The 16,655-nt window shown below is 62.3% G+C and carries 12 protein-coding genes, 1 tRNA gene and 1 other RNA gene; 4 read left to right on the top strand and 10 right to left on the bottom strand.

What is annotated here, in order from left to right; translation table 11 throughout:
* Window positions 1–8: 8 nt before the first annotated feature.
* The 10 genes from AC6CDK_RS06955 to AC6CDK_RS06910 form a co-directional block, all read right to left on the bottom strand.
* Window positions 9–1,787, bottom strand: coding sequence for an ABC transporter ATP-binding protein (locus tag AC6CDK_RS06955; protein WP_039647349.1), 1,779 nt, complete (start codon window positions 1,785–1,787; stop codon window positions 9–11).
* 150 nt (window positions 1,788–1,937) lie between these two features.
* Window positions 1,938–2,525, bottom strand: a complete 588-nt coding sequence (locus AC6CDK_RS06950; RefSeq protein ID WP_039647351.1) for a GTP-binding protein — start codon at window positions 2,523–2,525, stop codon at window positions 1,938–1,940.
* A gap of 18 nt (window positions 2,526–2,543) precedes the next feature.
* Window positions 2,544–3,035: a roadblock/LC7 domain-containing protein gene (locus tag AC6CDK_RS06945; protein WP_039647353.1), complete on the bottom strand. Its 492-nt coding sequence runs from the start codon at window positions 3,033–3,035 to the stop codon at window positions 2,544–2,546.
* Between the two features lie 265 nt (window positions 3,036–3,300).
* Entirely contained in the window at window positions 3,301–6,888 is a 3,588-nt protein-coding gene (gene nifJ, locus AC6CDK_RS06940; protein WP_039647355.1) for a pyruvate:ferredoxin (flavodoxin) oxidoreductase, read from the bottom strand.
* A 65-nt stretch (window positions 6,889–6,953) separates the two neighbouring features.
* The gene (gene recR, locus AC6CDK_RS06935) at window positions 6,954–7,547 is read right to left on the bottom strand and encodes a recombination mediator RecR (RefSeq protein ID WP_039647357.1); all 594 of its coding nucleotides are present in this window, start codon (window positions 7,545–7,547) and stop codon (window positions 6,954–6,956) included.
* Between the two features lie 189 nt (window positions 7,548–7,736).
* Window positions 7,737–8,051 (bottom strand): YbaB/EbfC family nucleoid-associated protein, encoded by a 315-nt coding sequence (locus tag AC6CDK_RS06930; protein ID WP_039647359.1) that lies wholly within the window; start codon window positions 8,049–8,051, stop codon window positions 7,737–7,739.
* A 70-nt stretch (window positions 8,052–8,121) separates the two neighbouring features.
* Complete coding sequence (gene dnaX, locus AC6CDK_RS06925; RefSeq protein ID WP_192905868.1) at window positions 8,122–9,864, bottom strand: DNA polymerase III subunit gamma/tau; 1,743 nt, start codon at window positions 9,862–9,864, stop codon at window positions 8,122–8,124.
* Window positions 9,865–9,943: 79 nt separating this feature from the next.
* Window positions 9,944–10,042, bottom strand: an RNA gene (gene ffs / locus AC6CDK_RS06920) — signal recognition particle sRNA small type.
* Window positions 10,043–10,136: 94 nt separating this feature from the next.
* Window positions 10,137–10,224 (bottom strand) — tRNA-Ser (locus tag AC6CDK_RS06915).
* A gap of 11 nt (window positions 10,225–10,235) precedes the next feature.
* Complete coding sequence (locus AC6CDK_RS06910; protein ID WP_039648434.1) at window positions 10,236–12,008, bottom strand: ABC transporter ATP-binding protein; 1,773 nt, start codon at window positions 12,006–12,008, stop codon at window positions 10,236–10,238.
* Between the two features lie 651 nt (window positions 12,009–12,659).
* Here AC6CDK_RS06910 and AC6CDK_RS06905 point away from each other — a divergent pair.
* Genes AC6CDK_RS06905 through AC6CDK_RS06890 form a run of 4 tightly spaced genes read left to right on the top strand, consistent with a single transcriptional unit; the run spans window position 12,660 to window position 16,629 of the window.
* On the top strand, window positions 12,660–13,244 hold the full coding sequence (locus AC6CDK_RS06905) for a 4Fe-4S dicluster domain-containing protein (protein WP_192905869.1): 585 nt from the start codon (window positions 12,660–12,662) through the stop codon (window positions 13,242–13,244).
* Window positions 13,241–14,131: a CoB--CoM heterodisulfide reductase iron-sulfur subunit B family protein gene (locus AC6CDK_RS06900; protein WP_039647366.1), complete on the top strand. Its 891-nt coding sequence runs from the start codon at window positions 13,241–13,243 to the stop codon at window positions 14,129–14,131. The genes AC6CDK_RS06905 and AC6CDK_RS06900 overlap by 4 nt, the downstream gene beginning before the upstream one ends.
* On the top strand, window positions 14,132–16,129 hold the full coding sequence (locus AC6CDK_RS06895) for a CoB--CoM heterodisulfide reductase iron-sulfur subunit A family protein (protein WP_192905870.1): 1,998 nt from the start codon (window positions 14,132–14,134) through the stop codon (window positions 16,127–16,129).
* Window positions 16,129–16,629 carry a hydrogenase iron-sulfur subunit gene (locus AC6CDK_RS06890; protein ID WP_039647368.1) on the top strand — a complete coding sequence of 167 codons (501 nt, stop codon included), beginning with the start codon at window positions 16,129–16,131 and terminating at the stop codon, window positions 16,627–16,629. The genes AC6CDK_RS06895 and AC6CDK_RS06890 overlap by 1 nt, the downstream gene beginning before the upstream one ends.
* The last annotated feature ends 26 nt before the right edge of the window (window positions 16,630–16,655 follow it).

Raw genomic sequence — 16,655 nt, 5'->3', positions numbered from 1 at the left:
ACATCAGGTCAATCCCTGAACTGAAGCTGATAGAGCCGTGCATAGATGCCCCCTTGCGCCAGGAGCTCGCCGTGGGTCCCCTCTTCTACTTTTTCTCCCCGGTGGATGACCACTATCCGGTCCGCCCCCTGGACCGTCGAGAGCCGGTGCGCCACCACAATGGAGGTGCGGCCAGCCATGAGGGCGGCGAGCCCCTCCTGGATGAGCCGCTCCGACTCGGTGTCGATGCTGGCGGTGGCTTCGTCCAGCACGAGGATCTCAGGGTCAAAGGCAACGGCACGGGCAAAGGAGATGAGTTGGCGTTCCCCGGCCGACAGGTTGCTCCCTCGCTCGCGCACCTGCTCGTCGTAACCGCCGGGGAGGAGACGGATGAAGCGGTCTGCCCCCACCAGCCGGGCTGCGTCCTCCATCCGGGCGCGGGCACGCTCGTCCCCCAGGTGGATATTGAAGCCCACCGTGCCGGTGAAGAGATAAGGGTCCTGGAGAACCACTCCGATCCGCCGCCGGAGCTCCGTGAGGGGAATTGTGCGCACATCATCGCCGTTGAAGAGGATATCGCCCCTGCTCACGTCGTAAAAGCGCGAAAGGAGCCGGGTCACCGTCGTCTTGCCGCCGCCGGTCTCCCCCACGAGCGCCAGGGTCTCGCCCCGGCGGATCGTCAGGTCGATCCCCCGCAGGACGTAGTCGTTCCCCTGGTAGGCAAACCAGACGTTGCGAAACCGGATGGTTTCGATGGGAGGCGCGCCGGCGCTGACGGCAGGGCCGGTGGTTCCGGCATCATGATCGGGCGCCGTGTCGAGCAGGCCGAAGATCCGCTCAAGGGCTGCCATGGCGCCTTGCATGATCGAGTATTTTGCCGACAGGTCCCGGATCGGGCCGAAAAATTTCTCGATGTACTGGATGAAGGCAACCAGCGCCCCGAAGGTGAGGGCACCCGCGAGAACCTCTCCCCCGCCGTACCAGATGATGAGGCCGACAGCCACCGAGGAGAGGGTCTCCACAAGGGCGTAGAGAGAGGCGTCCCAGGTGATGACCGGGAGATTGGCATCGCGGTAGGAGCCGTTGAGGCGCGAAAACTCGGCGTATTCCCCGGCCTGGCGGTTGAAGAGCTGAATCACCGGCATGCCGCCGATGGTTTCGGCCAGAAAGCTGTTCAGGTTTGCCAGGCGGGCGCGCACCTCCCGAAACGCCTTGCGCATTCTGATCCTGAATGCGAATGCGACCCAGACGAGTAGCGGCAGCACCGAGAAGGTGATCAACGAAAGGGAAGGGTTCAACCAGAGCATCACGCCAACGATGCCGGCCAGAAAGAGGATGTCGCCAACAATCGTGATGATGCCGGCGGCAAACATTTCGCCGAGCACCTCCACGTCGCTGGTAAGCCGTGTCACGAGGCCGCCGGTGGCGGTGCGGTCGAAGAAGGAGACGGGAAGGCGCTGCACGTGGGCGAACAGCTCCAGCCGCAGGTCGAGCATTACCCGCTGTCCCAGGTACTGGAGAAGCCACACCTCGAGAAAGGTTATCAGCGATTCGGCCACGATGAGCAGGAGAAACCCTGCGGCAACCAGCGGCAATCCCTCCAGCCGCCCCGTGACGATGTGATTGTCGATGGCGGCCTTGAGGACCAGCGGCTGCGCCAGCCGGGCCGCCGCCGAGAGCGGCAGGAGCACGAGCGCAGCCAGGGCCAGCCAGCGATAGGGATGCACATAGCGGATGAACCGCAGCATGAGCCCCCGGTCGTATGCCTTGCCGACTATTTCATCTTCGTAGGCGCTGCCGTAGTGCATCGCTCTCCTGTCGGGCTGTCCGTCCGCTTTTGTAGCTGTCGCCGGAACCCATAGTAGCGCTAACGTTCGGCTCCGCACAACGAAAAAAGCCCAAGGAAACCCCTGGACTTTTCGTGGTTATTTGCCGGTTGATTGCCAGTCGCGAGGGCTTCAGCGCCCCTTCTTGAGATCGATGAGGATCAGTTTGGCCACGGCCTTGAGGGTCTCGAACACCCCTTCGCCGGTGGCTGCGCATGCCTCGAAGTCGGGCACGTTCCGGTGATTGAGTTCCCGGCGCAACTCCTCAACCGGCACTATGCCGGGGAGATCCCGCTTGTTGTACTGGATCACAAAAGGGATCTTCTCCAGGTCGTACCCCTGTTCCTTCAGGTTAAACGCCAGGTTCTCCAGGGACTCGATATTGGCATCCATCCGCTCCTCTTGGGAATCGGCCACGAAAACCACCCCGTCAACCCCCTTGAGAATCAACTTGCGGGAGGCATCGTAAAAGACCTGTCCCGGCACCGTATAGAGGTGGAAACGGGTCTTGAACCCTCTGATCTCGCCCAGGGCCAGGGGAAGGAAGTCGAAGAACAGGGTCCGCTCGGTCTCGGTGGCGAGACTGATCATCTTCCCCTTGGCCTCTGGAGCGGTCTTCTGGTAGACGTACTGAAGATTGGTGGTCTTGCCGCACAGGCCGGGGCCGTAATAGACAATTTTGCAGTTTATCTCTCGCGAAGCGTAGTTGATGAAAGACATTGCGCCATACCCCCGCCGCTAGCTGAAAAGATTGTCGATGTCGTCATCGGTGATCTCGGCGAAGGGAAACTCCTGGATACCGCTCCGCTCCTTTTCCTCGGCCTTTTTCATGAGTCGGTCGAACACGGTGGTCAGTTCGTCCGACGCCTTCTTCACCCTCAGCCGGACGAGTCCCAGGGACGAGCGGTTGTCGAACAGCACCACCAGAATCACCCGGCCCCCGACGATGGAGATGTGAAGATTGTCCTTTTCCCCTTCGTGGAAGAGGATGGAGAATTCCTTTTCGCCGATCAGCTTGGCCAGGCCGCCCGTGGCCGCGATGTTGCCCGCCGTGAGCGAAGCAAGCGAGGTGGTGTCGAACCGCTCGGTCTCCCCCACTCCCGAGATGAGCTGGCCGTTTTTGTCGACCAGAAAGATGACCTTGGCGTTGGCCTCCCGGAGGAGTTTCTCAATGATCGCATTGATCAGCTTGAACTCCTCGTCGTACATGACCATCTGAGGATAGGACATGAAACACCCCTCGACCGGGTTGTGGAATGACGGCCCGTTATAACAAAAATTTGACACTCACACAAGGATTCTAACGGGCCACGTGACGCTGATCGTCCTTTCACGCGCCGCTTGCCCGGCAGCAACCGTTTACAATGCAACATCAGGGCCAAATCAGTCGAGAGCTTCCTCCCGGAAGAGGGGCCTCACCGTCCGCCCCATCCCCAAAAACAAAGGCCCCGACGAGTTCATCCGTCGGGGCCTTCTGGCTGTTATGGGTCAACTGCTACTTCTCGCAGGTATCCTCGAAGTTGAGGGCCGCCAGCTTCTGGTAGTAGCTGAAGTGGGCCTTGGACCATGCCGCCGCTTTTCTCATGAGTTCCTCGTACCCTTTCGGGTTGTTCTTCTTGAGGACACGGTAGCGGTTCTCGCTGTTGACGTACTCTTCAAAGGCGATGGTCGGGGCCTTGCTGTCGAGCTGAAGCGGGTTCTTGCACTCGGCGGCCAGTTGCGGGTTGTAGCGGTAGAGGGGCCAGTAACCGGACTGAACCGCCCGCTTCTGGGCATCCACGCCGCTGGTCATGTCGATGCCGTGGGCGATGCAGTGGGCATAGGCGATGATGAGCGACGGACCGTCATAGGCCTCGGCCTCCAGAAACGCCTTGATGCACTGGGCCGGGTTGGCGAGGGAGACGGTGGCCACGTAGACCGACCCGTAGGCCATGGCCATCATGCCCAGGTCCTTCTTGGAGACCGGCTTGCCGCCGGCGGCGAACTGGGCCACGGCGCCCAGCGGGGTCGACTTGGAAGCCTGGCCGCCGGTGTTGGAGTAGACCTCGGTGTCGAGCACCAGCAGGTTGATGTTCTTGCCGCTGGCGATGACGTGGTCGAGGCCGCCGTAGCCGATATCGTACGCCCAGCCGTCGCCGCCGATGCACCAGACGGACTTCTTGACCAGGTAGTCGGCCACGGTGAGCAGGCGCTTGGCATCCGGCTCGGGACAAGAAGCAAGGGTCTTCTTCAGCTCCGCCACCCGGGCCCGCTGGGCCTCGATGCCGGCCTGGCTCGACTGGTCGGCGCCCTTGATCTCGTTCATGAGGGGCACCGCGCTCGTGCAGGAAGAGCAGGAGCAGGAAGACGAAAGCTTGTCGACCAGCTCAAGGGCCATGGCGTTGAATTTATCCACGGCCAGACGCATGCCGTAGCCGAACTCGGCGTTGTCCTCGAACAGGGAGTTCGACCATGCCGGCCCAAGCCCGTCGGACCGCTGGGCATAGGGGGTGGTGGGCAGGTTTCCGCCGTAGATGGAGGAGCAGCCGGTGGCGTTGGCAATGACGGTCCGGTCGCCGAAGAGCTGGGTCAGGAGCTTCAGGTACGGGGTCTCGCCGCAACCGAGGCAGGCGCCGGAGAATTCGAACAGCGGCCGCACCAACTGGGAGCCGCGGACCGTGTCCAGCTTGGCCACGGTGGGGTCCACGTCCGGGATGGTGAGGAAGAAGTCCCAGTTCTCGACTTCTTGAGCGCGCAGGGGCGGCTGGTATGCCATGTTGATGGCCTTGTGGTTCGGGTCTTCCTTGCTCTTGGCCGGGCAGTTGTGGACGCAGGCGCCGCAGCCGGTGCAGTCTTCAGGGGCCACCTGGATGGTGAACTTCTGCCCCTTGAACTCGGGAATCTTGCAGTCGATGGACTTGAAGGCTGCCGGCGCGCCGGCAAGGGCCGAGGCGTCATAGGCCTTCATCCTGATGGAGGCGTGGGGGCAGACGAAGGAGCAGATGCCGCACTGAATGCAGAGCTGCTCATCCCACACGGGGATCTCCACGGCGATGTTCCGCTTCTCGAACTGGGAGGTCGCTGTCGGGAAGGTGCCGTCAGCCGGCATCTTGGAAACCGGCAGGTCGTCGCCGAGGCCGGCGATAATCGGTGCGGTGGTCTCCTGCACGAACTGAGGGGCCTTGGCGCTGACCACGGGGGGCTTCTGGAGGGTGCTGGTGGCCGTTGCCGGCACCGTCACCTCGTAGAAGTTGTTGAGGCCGGCCTCAACCGCCTTGTAGTTCATCTCCACAACCTTCTCACCCGCCTTGCCGTAGGTCTTCTTGATGGCGTCCTTGATCTCGTCGATGGCCTGATCCAGCGGGATGATGTTGGATATCTTGAAGAAGGCGGTCTGCATGATCACGTTGATCCGGGGACCGAGTCCGATCTCGTTGCCGAGGCGCACGCCATCGATCACGAAGAACTTGAGCTTCTTGTCGATGATCTGCTGCTGCATGTCGGCGGGGAGCCTGTCCCACACCTCGTTGTGGTCGTAAGGGGCGTTCAGGAGGAACGTGGCACCCTGCTTCGCCTTGGCCAGCATGTCGTACTTCTCCACGAAGGCGAAGTTGTGGCAGGCCACGAAGTCGGCCTCCTGCACCAGATACGGCGCCCGGATGTACTTCTTGCCGAAGCGCAGGTGCGAGGTGGTCATGGAGCCGGCCTTCTTGGAGTCGTAGACGAAGTAGGCCTGGGCGTTGTTGTCGGTCATCTCGCCAATGATCTTGATGGAGTTTTTGTTGGCGCCCACGGTACCGTCGGAGCCGAGGCCGAAGAACATAGCCTGGTAGGCCCCTTCCATCGGGTTGAAGAAGGACGGGTCGAGGGGGAGGCTGCTGTTGGTCACGTCCTCGGTGATGCCGACCACGAACTTGTTCTTCGGCTTGGCAGTGGCCAGGTTATCGAACACCGCCTTGGCCTGGGCCGGGGTGAATTCCTTGGAGCCGAGGCCGTAGCGGCCGCCCACGATGACCGGGTAGCCGTCGAACTGGCACTTCCCGTCGGCCATGGCCTCGCCGATGGCAGTGCGGACATCCAGGTAGAGGGGCTCGCCCAGGGCGCCGGGCTCCTTGGTCCGGTCGAGGACCGCGATCTTCTTCACGGTCTTGGGCAGGGCGGCAATGAACGCGTCGATGGGGAACGGCCGGTAGAGGTGGACCTTCACCACGCCGATCTTCTCACCCTTGGAGTTCAGGTGCTCCACGGTCTCCTGCACCGTGTCGGCGCCGGAGCCCATGATGACGATGACCCGGTCGGCGTCGGGGGCGCCCACGTAGTCCACCAGCTTGTACTGGCGGCCCGTGATCTTGGCGAACTTGTCCATCTCCTCTGCTACGATCTCGATACATTTCGGGTAGAAGGGGTTAACGGTCTCGCGCCCCTGGAAGTAGACATCGGGGTTCTGGGCGGTGCCGCGCATGACGGGATGGTCCGGAGAGAGGCCCCGGGCCTTGTGGGCGGCGATCAACTCGTCGTCCAGCATGGCGCGCATGTCGTCGAAGGTCAGCTCCTCCACCTTGAGAACCTCGTGGGAGGTGCGAAACCCGTCGAAGAAGTGAAGGAACGGCACCCGGGAGCGAAGCGTCGCGGACTGGGCGATCAGGGCGAAGTCCATGACCTCCTGGGAGTTGTTGGAGCAGAGCATGGCCCAGCCGGTGGAGCGGCAGGACATGACGTCCGAATGGTCGCCGAAGATGGAGAGGGCCTGGGCCGCAATGGCGCGTGCCGAGACGTGGAATACCGTGGAGGTGAGCTCGCCGGCGATCTTGAACATGTTCGGGATCATCAGGAGCAGGCCCTGGCTGGCGGTGAAGGTGGTGGTCAGGGCGCCCGCCTGGAGGGCGCCGTGCACGGCGCCGGCAGCGCCGCCTTCCGACTGCATCTCGACAACCGACGGTACGGTTCCCCAGATGTTCCTCTCGCCCATGGCGCTCTTGATGTCGGAAATCTCACCCATGACCGACGACGGGGTAATGGGGTAGATGGCAATGACCTCGTTGGTGGCGTGCGCCACGTGGGCAGCCGCGGTATTGCCGTCGATGGTTACCATTTTGCGACTCATGCTCTCCTCCTCTGCGATAGGTACGTACAGCCCGAAATCTGCGCGTTGAATTAGTACAACGTCGGTTACAGCTCGCTCCGCCCTTCCAGCGCCCGCTGCACCGTGGCCGCATCCACGAACTCCAGGTCGCTGCCGAGCGGTATCCCGTGGGCGAGCCGTGTCACCCGGACCCCCAGGGGCTTGATCATCCTGGCCAGATAGAGGGCCGTTGCTTCGCCCTCCACCGAGAAGTTGGTGGCGATCACCACCTCCCGGACCCCTCCCCCCTCCAGCCGCTTCATGAGCTCCGCCACGCGGAGCCGGTCGGGGGTAACACCGTTGAGCGGGGACAGCGCTCCCTGGAGCACATGATAGCGTCCCCGGAACGCCCGGGTCCGCTCAACGGCCAGAAGGTCCTGGGGTTCCTCGACGACGCAGATGGCACCATCGTCGCGGGCCTCGGAGCAGAACCGGCAAGGATCGTCCTCGGTAATGCCGAAGCAGACGGAACAGAAGCGCACCCGGGACATGACGTCCCGAAGACTGTCAGCCAGGGCAGCGGCATTGTCGGGGGATTTCAAAAGATGAAAGGCGAGGCGCAGGGCGGTTTTCTCGCCAACTCCCGGCAGCTTCTGCAGTTCCGCGAGCAACCGTGACAATGAGTCTGAAAAATGTACCATACTTTATCCGCCATTTAAAACATTTTTTTATTACATTAATAATAAAAAAATTTAGCCGAAATAAAATCTCGGCTAAATTATTGATTGCAGACTCTTATATCCAGAGAGAAATTTCTCCGTCGAACACCTGCCCGGCATCCGATCTTTCCCGGAAACGAACAGCAAATCAAGTTTGCGATACACCGTGCCTTAGAACAGGCCGGGAATACTGAGTCCACCCGTGACCTTGCTCATTTCCTCGGCAAACTGGGACTGAACCTTCTTGAGCGCCTCATTTACGGCTGCCATGACCAGATCCTGAAGCATTTCCACATCTTCCGGATCAACTGCCTCGGGCTTGATCACCAGGGAAATAATCTGGTTCTTGCCACTCACCACCGCGGTGACCGCACCGCCACCCGCGGTGGCCTCCGCGGTCCGATTCGCGGCTTCTTCTTGAAGTTTCGCCATTTTTTGCTGCATCATCTGCGCCTGTTTCATGATTCCGGCCAAACCCTTGGACATCTTCCCCTCCATTGTTACTGTGATGTAAATTTACTCTCACTCAATTACTTTTGTTGAAACTAAAACATGGTTATAGCTTGCCCCGTGTCCCCAGCGGGGTAACCTCTGCGAGTGTTCCGTCAAAGACCTCAAGGGCCGAGGATACCGCCGGGTGGGATTCCGCCGACCGCTTCAGGCCGGTGCGGCGCTGCTCGTCTTCAGCTCTTTTTTTTTCAAGCAGGTTGGGAGGCGCATGGCCTTCACCGGTCAACACCTTGAGGGCAACCGTCATGGGCGTCGAAAAGAAGCGCTCCGCCAAGGCCTTGAGAGATGCTTGCGCATCGCCGTCCCGGAGACTCGACAGGGCAAAGGAGTTTTCCGGAAAACCGATCTCAAGGCGGTCGGCGGCAATGTGCAGCGGACTGCCGTACTCCAGCGATGTGCCGATCCGGGGCTTGGCACCCTTGACGAATGCGACGAAATCGGCCCACTCATCCCCGGTTCGTTGAGGCTCCGGAGTGGGTGCGCCATTGCGGGGCGGAGCCGGCTTCGCCTCAGCCCCGGCAGGAGCGGAGCGGGGTCGTTGTTCGACCGGGGCAGAGGGTGCCGGACGCGTCGGCACAGGGGCCACCCCGGCTTCCGGCGGGGGTGAGGGGCGCCATGACGCCCGGGCGTCGGCCGCAACACCGCTGCCCCGTTCCTCGATTCTGCCGAGCCTGTCCAGCAGTTCACCCACCGGCACCAAGGGCGCCAGCGTCGCCATTCGAACCAGCGCCATCTCCAGGACCAGCCGGGGGTAGCCCGAGTGAGCGATCTCGCCGTCGGCCCGCAGGAGGATTGTCACGTGCCGCTGCAGATCCTCCAGCGGGGCCGAAGAGGCCTGCTCGCGAACCGACTGGAGCTCCGCCTCGGAGAGGTCGAGCAGGTCTCCCGCATCGCCCACGGCCCTCAAAATGGTCAGATTGCGGAAATGGTCGATAAGTTCGCCGCAGAACTGACGCATGTTGTAACCGAATTCGTCCACCCGGGCAACCACCCCGAGCGCACTGCGCGTATCACGGCCAAGGACTGCGGCCGACGCCTCCAGCAGCAGGCGCCGGTCCACGACGCCCAGAAGGCTCACCACGTCATCATCGTTCACCGTCTCGCCACAGAAGGCCAGCACCTGGTCCAGGACCGACAGGGAGTCGCGCATGCTGCCGTCTCCCTTGCGCGCCACCACGGCAAGGGACTCATCGCTGATGGTGATCCCCTCGCGGTCGACGATGTAGCGCAGTCGGGCCACCACCTTTGCAAGAGGAATCCGCCGGAAATCGAAGCGTTGGCAGCGTGAAAGAATGGTGATGGGAAGCTTGTGGGGCTCGGTGGTGGCGAAGATGAACTTCACGTGGGGCGGTGGCTCCTCCAGGGTCTTCAACAGGGCGTTGAAGGCGTTGGTGGAGAGCATGTGCACTTCGTCAATGATGAAGATCTTGTAGCGCAACCGCGACGGAAGGTACTTGACGTTCTCCCGCAGTTCGCGAATGTCGTCGACACCAGTGTTGGAGGCGCCGTCAATCTCAAGAACGTCGATCGAGGTTCCGGCCGTGATCTCGGTGCAGGCGGGACAGACGTTGCACGGCTCGGGACTCATGCCCTGTTCGCAGTTGAGGGCCTTAGCCAGGATCCGGGCCGACGAGGTCTTGCCGACGCCGCGGGCCCCGGTGAAGAGGAACGCGTGGGCGATCCTGCCGGAATCAATGGCATTCTGGAGGGTTCGGCTGACGTGCTCCTGTCCCGTGAGGTCGCTGAAGGTCTGGGGACGCCACTTTCGTGCGAGAACGAGATAGGACACGGGTCAACACCTCACTACGGGTTCGGTTCGTGCGCTTGCGAAGGGGAAGGGGCACATCGGGGATTTTGCGGGCACAACTGATAGCTGGGCTCCCCCGCGGCACACGGAATCAGCTACTACCGTTGCTTCCTTCCGGATCTGGCGGGGTTCATAACCTACCGTTGCGCGGGACCCAGCTATCAGCTCTGCCCGCAAAGGGGGTCCGGCCACCGGATCGGAGCGCCCGGACAGCGCGGATATGAAGGCTAGCCCAGGGGGCATGGATTTGTTCATGGCGGAGAGAGAGGGATTCGAACCCTCGGTACCTTGCAGTACACACGATTTCCAATCGTGCTCCTTCGGCCACTCGGACATCTCTCCGGAACGATGGACTATAATACAGCATTTTCCGTTTGTAAAGCCCCTTTTTCCCCGTCCTTTTCCGCGCCATCTTCCCGGAACCCGGCTATCTCGTCGCGCAGCCGCTGCTCGTGCCACAGGGCCGCGTAGGCTCCGCCCCGGGCAACGAGCTCGTCATGGCTTCCCTGCTCGGCAATAACGCCGTCTTTGAGCAGCACAATGACATCACAGGCACGAACGGCGGAGAGGCGATGGGAGATGATGACCACGGTCCGATCACCGTAATACCCGGCCAATGACCGGAGGATTTCCTCCTCGGTCCGGGCATCCACCGCAGAAAGCGGATCGTCGAGCACCAGGACGGAAGGGTTGCGCAACAGCGCACGGGCGATGGCCACCCGTTGCCGCTGCCCCCCCGACAGGGTAACCCCCCGTTCGCCGACGACAGTGGCAAGCCCTTGGGGGAAACGGGCCAGATCGCCATCCAGACTCGCCAGTCGCGCCGCCTCCATCACCTCGTCCTCCGTGGCCCCGTCCCTGCCGCAGGCAATGTTTTCCCCGACCGTCCGGGAAAAAAGGAAACTCTCCTGGGGCACAAGGCCGACACCGCGCCGGAGCACCTCAAGGGGAATCCGGTTGATGTCGGTCCCATCAATGAAAACCTGCCCGTCACCAACGGGATAGAGTCGCGCAAGCAGGCGGACGAGGGTCGTCTTGCCCGACCCGACGCCCCCCACGATACCAACCCGCGCCCCTGCCGGCACCCGGAGCGACACTCCCCGCAACACCTCTCCGCCGTTGTAGCCGAAACGGAGGCCCCGCAGCTCGATCTCCCCCCGGATCGCAGCGACCGGCGCCGGCGCCTCCGGGTCCACCACCAACGGCCGGGCGTCGAAGATCTCGCTCAGGCGGGCCATGGAGGCGCCTCCCCGCTGGATCAGGTTGAGGATCCAGCCAAAGATGACCGTGGGCCAGACGAGCATGGCCAGATAGCCGCTGAAGGCGACGAAGTCGCCCAAGGTGAGAATCCCCTCGATGACGCGGCTTCCGCCCACAAAAAGCACCACCAGGGTTCCCAGGGCCGATGTGGCCGCCATGAGGGGGAGCATGAGACCCCGCAGGCGCGCCATGGCCATGTTGCTGGCAAAGTAGTCGAGGCTCGCCCGGCGAAAGGCATCCACCGCCGCCGCCTCGCGACGGTAGGCCCTCACCACGACGGCTGCGGAAACATTTTCCTCGGCCTGACTGGAAAGCTTCGCCAACTCCTCCTGCGCCCGCCGCGAGCAGTGATACATCCTCCGCGTGAGCCCCTTGACCACCAGGATCATGAACGGAAACGGCGCAACGGCCAGAACGGTGAGCGTCACGTCGATGTTCGCCATGAGCACCAGGGCAGCCCCATAGATGACAGCCGTATTGATGACGTTCAGCACTCCGAAGCCCAGGAGCATCCGGATATTGGTCAGATCGTTGGCAAAGCGCGACATGAGGTCGCCGGTCCGCTCCCCGGAAAAGTAGGGCATGTCGAGGGAAAGAAGCTTGGCGAAGAGATCCTCGCGGATGGCGAACTCAATCCTGCGCGCTGCGTGCAAAAGCTTGGTGCGCGAGAAAATGCGAATCCCCCCCTGCACAAGTGCTGCGCCGATGATGACCCCGCCATACCAAGCCGGAGAGCGGGTCGCCTGACCGGGCGACCGCAGCCCCTCCACGGCAAGCTTCAGGAGCCACGGAATCAGGAGCGCGCACCCGTTCGTGCCGACCAGGCAAAGGGCGCCAAGAAGATACGTGCGCCAGCAGGGACGCATGTAATCGTATAATCGGGAAAGCTCGCTGATGAGAAACCTCGGAACCAACAGGATTACCACCCCTTGTAATCCATTTCGCCCACCTTGTCAAAAGAGGCTTCCACAAGCTGTTTCTTTTTTGTTACCATGCATCCAGTGATTCCAGGCACCGGCGAGCGCCTATCTTGGTCTGACCAGCAATAACAGTCTTAAACGATTAAGATTCGTAATGATCACCACGTATCGCTTCTCCTTCACCAGTCCTCATGGGCAGTTGCAAGCGGCATTTTACCCCGGCGCGCCAAGGAGTTGCATGGCAGACGCAATAGCGGCCTTACCATTTTCACGGCACTTTGATCACATACAAGCTTTCGGCAGATCGCACCGCCGCCATACACCGTTTTACTTTGGCGTTGACAAAGCAGCCTTTCGTGTGATAGCACAATTTATCAAGACTAAAAATCACTCCGGTGCCCGCCCGTCAATACACTGATGACAGTGGCGCCTGTTTAGTAAAAATAAAACGGCTGTTGGCCTTGCTGCCATCCGGCAAGGTCCGCCGGGGCATCATCCTGCCGCATCCGCGGAAGCCCCCCCTTCCTCCCGCCCCCAGATCTTGGCCCGTTCACCGTCGCTGTTTTCCTGCGGCCCCACCCGCCACCAGGAGGTAGTGTGAAGCACTCCACGATGCGCCTCTCGACCGAAACCATGAATCTCGGTTTCGTGCGCAAGGTCGAAGCCCTCTCGGGCAGTTCGGTTCGCCGCTGTTTCCAGTGCGGCAAATGTTCGGCCGGCTGTCCCATGCGCTCGTTCATGGAGCACCCCCCCAACCGGATCGTCCGATTCCTCCAACTGGGCCAGTACGAGCGCGTGCTGGCGGGACGCAGCATCTGGTACTGTGCCTCCTGCGAGACCTGCACCACCCGCTGCCCCAACAAGGTGGATCTGGCCGCCATCATGGACGCCCTGCGCAAGTGTTCGTGGGATGCCAAGGGCCCGTCCAAGGAAAGCCTGGTCCAACTGGCGAACCGGCTGTTCATCGAAAACATCCGCACCTACGGCCGCCAGTACGAGATGCGGCTGGCCGCGGTCTTCAACGTGAAAAGCGGCCAGTTCCTCAAGGACCTGATGCTTGGACCGAAGCTGATCACCAGGGGAAAGCTCCGGATGTTCCACCGGAAAAACCGCAACATCGCCGAGATCGAGAACATCTTCGCCCGCATCGAAGCGCTGCGCAAAAAAGGTGAAGCCCCGTGACCCCCGCCAAGAACCTGCTGAACTATTCCTATTATCCCGGCTGCTCCCTCCACGCTTCGGCAAAAGAGTACGACGAGTCGACCCGGGGTCTGTTCCGGGCGCTGAAGATCGGACTCCACGAGGTTCCCGACTGGCTCTGCTGCGGCGCGACCCCGGCCCACAACGTGGACGAGCTCCTCTCCCTCTCCCTCTGTGCTAAAAACCTGTCCTTGGCCGATGAGGTCGGCGGCGACCTGGCCGTGGCCTGCGCCGCCTGCTTTTCGCGCCTGAAGGTGACCCAGCACCGGCTGGCGGACAACGAAGAAAAGCGCCGGCAGGTGGAGTACGCCATCGACGGGAAGGTTTCCTTTGACAAAAAGGTGAAGCATCTCCTGGAAATCCTGGCCAGGGACTTCGGCCTCGACCGGCTCGCGGCAGCCGTGAGAAAGCCGCTGGAGGGGCTCAAAGTGGCCTGCTACTACGGCTGCCTGCTGACCCGGCCGCCCGAGGTGCCGGAGCTGGACGACTGCGAGGCGCCGACCATCATGGAGCGGGTCATCGGCGCCGCCGGCGCCGAGACGGTCACCTGGAGCCACCGGATGGAGTGCTGCGGCGCAAACTTCACCCTTTCGCGCCCCGGCGTGGTGCTGAAGCTCTCCGGCGACATCCTCGCCTCGGCCAAGGCGGCCGGCGCCAACTGCATCCTGGTGGCCTGCCCCCTGTGCCACGGCAACCTGGACATCCGCCAGAAGGAGATCGAGGAGGCCAGCGGCCAGTGGTTCGGCATGCCGGTCTTCTACATGACCCAGCTCCTGGCCCTGGCAGCGGGGGTGGCGCCGGCAAAGCTCGGGTTCGACAGCATGATCGTCAACCCCCTGCCGCTTCTGAAAGAGAAAGGGTTGGTCTAGATGTCCCGAATCGGCGTATTTGTCTGCCATTGCGGCGAAAACATCTCCCGCACCGTTGACGTAGAGCGCGTGGCCGGGGAACTGGCCAAGGTTCCCGGCGTCGCCTTTGCCACCGACTACAAGTACATGTGCTCCGATCCGGGGCAGGGCCTATTGAAGAAGGCGGTGGCCGAGCACCGGCTCGACGGTGTCGTGGTGGCGGCCTGCTCTCCCCGGATGCATGAAAAGACCTTTCGCACCGCGGCCAAGGCGGCCGGCCTGAACCCCTTCCTCTGCGAAATGGCCAACATCCGCGAACACTGTTCCTGGGTCCACGAGGATCGGGACGAGGCAACCGCCAAGGCCATCTCCATCGTTGAGATGATGGTGGCCCGCGTCAAAAAGGACCGGCGGCTCGTGCCGATCACCGTACCGGTTACCAAGCGGGCGCTGGTCATCGGCGGCGGCATCGCCGGCATCCAGGCGGCCCTGGACATAGCCGACGCAGACCACAAGGTGGTGCTCGTGGAGCGTGAGCCCTCCATCGGTGGGCACATGGCCCAGCTCTCCGAGACCTTCCCCACCCTGGACTGTTCCCAGTGCATCATGACCCCCAAGATGGTGGATGTGGCCAACCACCCCAACATCACCCTCCACACCTACAGCGAGATCGAGAGCGTTGACGGCTACATCGGCAACTTCCAGGTGACCATCCGGAAGAAGGCCCGCTCCGTGGACGAGTCAACATGCACCGGCTGCGGGGTCTGCATGGCCAAGTGCCCCCAGAAGAAGATCCCGAACAGTTTCGACAAGAACCTGGGCATGCGCCCCGCCATCTACGCTCCCTTCCCCCAGGCGGTGCCCAACACGCCGGTCATCGACCGGGAAAACTGTACCTATTTCAAGTCGGGAAAGTGCGGTGTCTGCGCCAAGGTCTGCGGCCCCCGGGCAGTGGACTACGAACAGCAGGACCAGCTCATCGTCGAGCCGGCCGGAGCCATCGTGGTTGCCACCGGCTTTTCGCTCTACGACATCGGCCCCAAGCCGGCCGGCTCCCCCATCGAGGGGTACGGCGAGTTCGGCTACGGCACCATCCCCGACGTGATCGACGGGCTCACCTTCGAGCGGCTTGCCTCCGCCTCGGGCCCCACGGGGGGCAAGATCGTCCGCCCCTCGGACGGAAAGGAACCGAAGCAGGTGGTCTTTGTGCAGTGCGTCGGCTCCCGGGCCCGCGAAAAGGGGATTTCCTACTGCTCCAAGATCTGCTGCATGTACACGGCCAAGCACACCATGCTCTACAAGCACAAGGTGCATGACGGCCAGGCCTATGTCTTCTTCATGGACGCGCGGACGCCGGGCAAGAACTACGACGAGTTCTGGCGCCGGGCCATCGAGGAAGAAGAGGCGGTCTACATCAGGGGGATGGTCTCCCGACTCTACCAGAAGGGAGACAAGGTGGTGGTCATGGGGAGCGACGTCCACGTGGGGGTCCAGGTGGAGATCGAAGCGGACCTGGTGGTGCTCGCCACCGCCGTGCAGGCGCGGGAAGGGGCCGATTCCCTCGCCCAGAAGCTCGGCATCTCCTATGACAACTACAACTTCTATTCCGAGGCCCATGCCAAGCTCAAGCCCGTGGAGTGCGCCACCGCCGGGGTCTATCTGGCCGGGGCCTGCCAGGGGCCCAAGGACATCCCCGACACCGTCAGTCAAGCATCGGCTGCAGCGGCAAAGGTCATGACCCTCTTCGCCCGCGACGAGCTGGAGCGGGAGCCCATCGTGGCCAAGGTGGACGAGCGGCGCTGCGTTGCCTGCCTCTACTGCAAGAAGGTCTGCCCTTACGGTGCCGTGGAGGAGAAAGAAATCCGCGACCGCCAGGGGAACCTGATCCGGGTCGTGGCCTACGTGAACCCGGGTGTCTGCGGCGGCTGCGGCACCTGCCAGGCCACCTGCCCATCCAAGAGCGTGGAGCTGGATGGCTACACCGACGAGCAGATCATGGCCATGATCGAGGCGCTCTAATGCACGTACACAAAGAGAAACACGCTTTCGAACCCAAGGTCGTCGCCTTTGTCTGCACTTGGTGTACCTATGCCGGGGCCGACCTGGCCGGGACCTCGCGGATGCACTATCCCGCCAACGTCCGGGTGGTCAAGTTCCCCTGCACCGGCCGGATCGATCCGGTCTTCATCCTCAGGGCATTCCAGAAAGGGGCAGACGGCATCCTGGTATCGGGTTGCCATCCGGGCGACTGCCACTACATGGCCGGCAACTTCCACGCGCGGCGCCGCTTCGCCGCTTTTCGCCAACTCCTGGACTTCATCGGAGTCGATCTTCAGCGGCTCCAGTTCTCCTGGGTTTCGGCCGCCGAGGGGGGAAAGTGGGTTGAGGTGGTTACCGAGCTGACCGAACGGATTCGCGCCCTGGGGCCCATGCCCGAATTCAAGGAACTGGAAGCCGAGGAACACTGGTCCGGGGCCATCGACACGCCCGAGCTCAAGGCCGCGTACAACGACATCTGAAGCCGGCTCCCACGGAGCTTGCAAGG

This window comes from Geobacter sp. PheSNFMC, from assembly GCF_059620965.1.
This window is presented reverse-complemented; position numbering and strand designations above follow the sequence as displayed.

What these genes read in the sequence shown, in the direction of transcription:
- AC6CDK_RS06955 (WP_039647349.1), bottom strand. Translation starts at nt 1,787, where the DNA reads ATGCACTACGGCAGCGCCTACGAAGATGAAATAGTCGGCAAGGCATAC.
- AC6CDK_RS06950 (WP_039647351.1), bottom strand. Translation starts at nt 2,525, where the DNA reads ATGTCTTTCATCAACTACGCTTCGCGAGAGATAAACTGCAAAATTGTC.
- AC6CDK_RS06945 (WP_039647353.1), bottom strand. Translation starts at nt 3,035, where the DNA reads ATGTCCTATCCTCAGATGGTCATGTACGACGAGGAGTTCAAGCTGATC.
- nifJ (WP_039647355.1), bottom strand. Translation starts at nt 6,888, where the DNA reads ATGAGTCGCAAAATGGTAACCATCGACGGCAATACCGCGGCTGCCCAC.
- recR (WP_039647357.1), bottom strand. Translation starts at nt 7,547, where the DNA reads ATGGTACATTTTTCAGACTCATTGTCACGGTTGCTCGCGGAACTGCAG.
- AC6CDK_RS06930 (WP_039647359.1), bottom strand. Translation starts at nt 8,051, where the DNA reads ATGTCCAAGGGTTTGGCCGGAATCATGAAACAGGCGCAGATGATGCAG.
- AC6CDK_RS06910 (WP_039648434.1), bottom strand. Translation starts at nt 12,008, where the DNA reads ATGCGTCCCTGCTGGCGCACGTATCTTCTTGGCGCCCTTTGCCTGGTC.
- AC6CDK_RS06895 (WP_192905870.1), top strand. Translation starts at nt 14,132, where the DNA reads ATGTCCCGAATCGGCGTATTTGTCTGCCATTGCGGCGAAAACATCTCC.
- AC6CDK_RS06890 (WP_039647368.1), top strand. Translation starts at nt 16,129, where the DNA reads ATGCACGTACACAAAGAGAAACACGCTTTCGAACCCAAGGTCGTCGCC.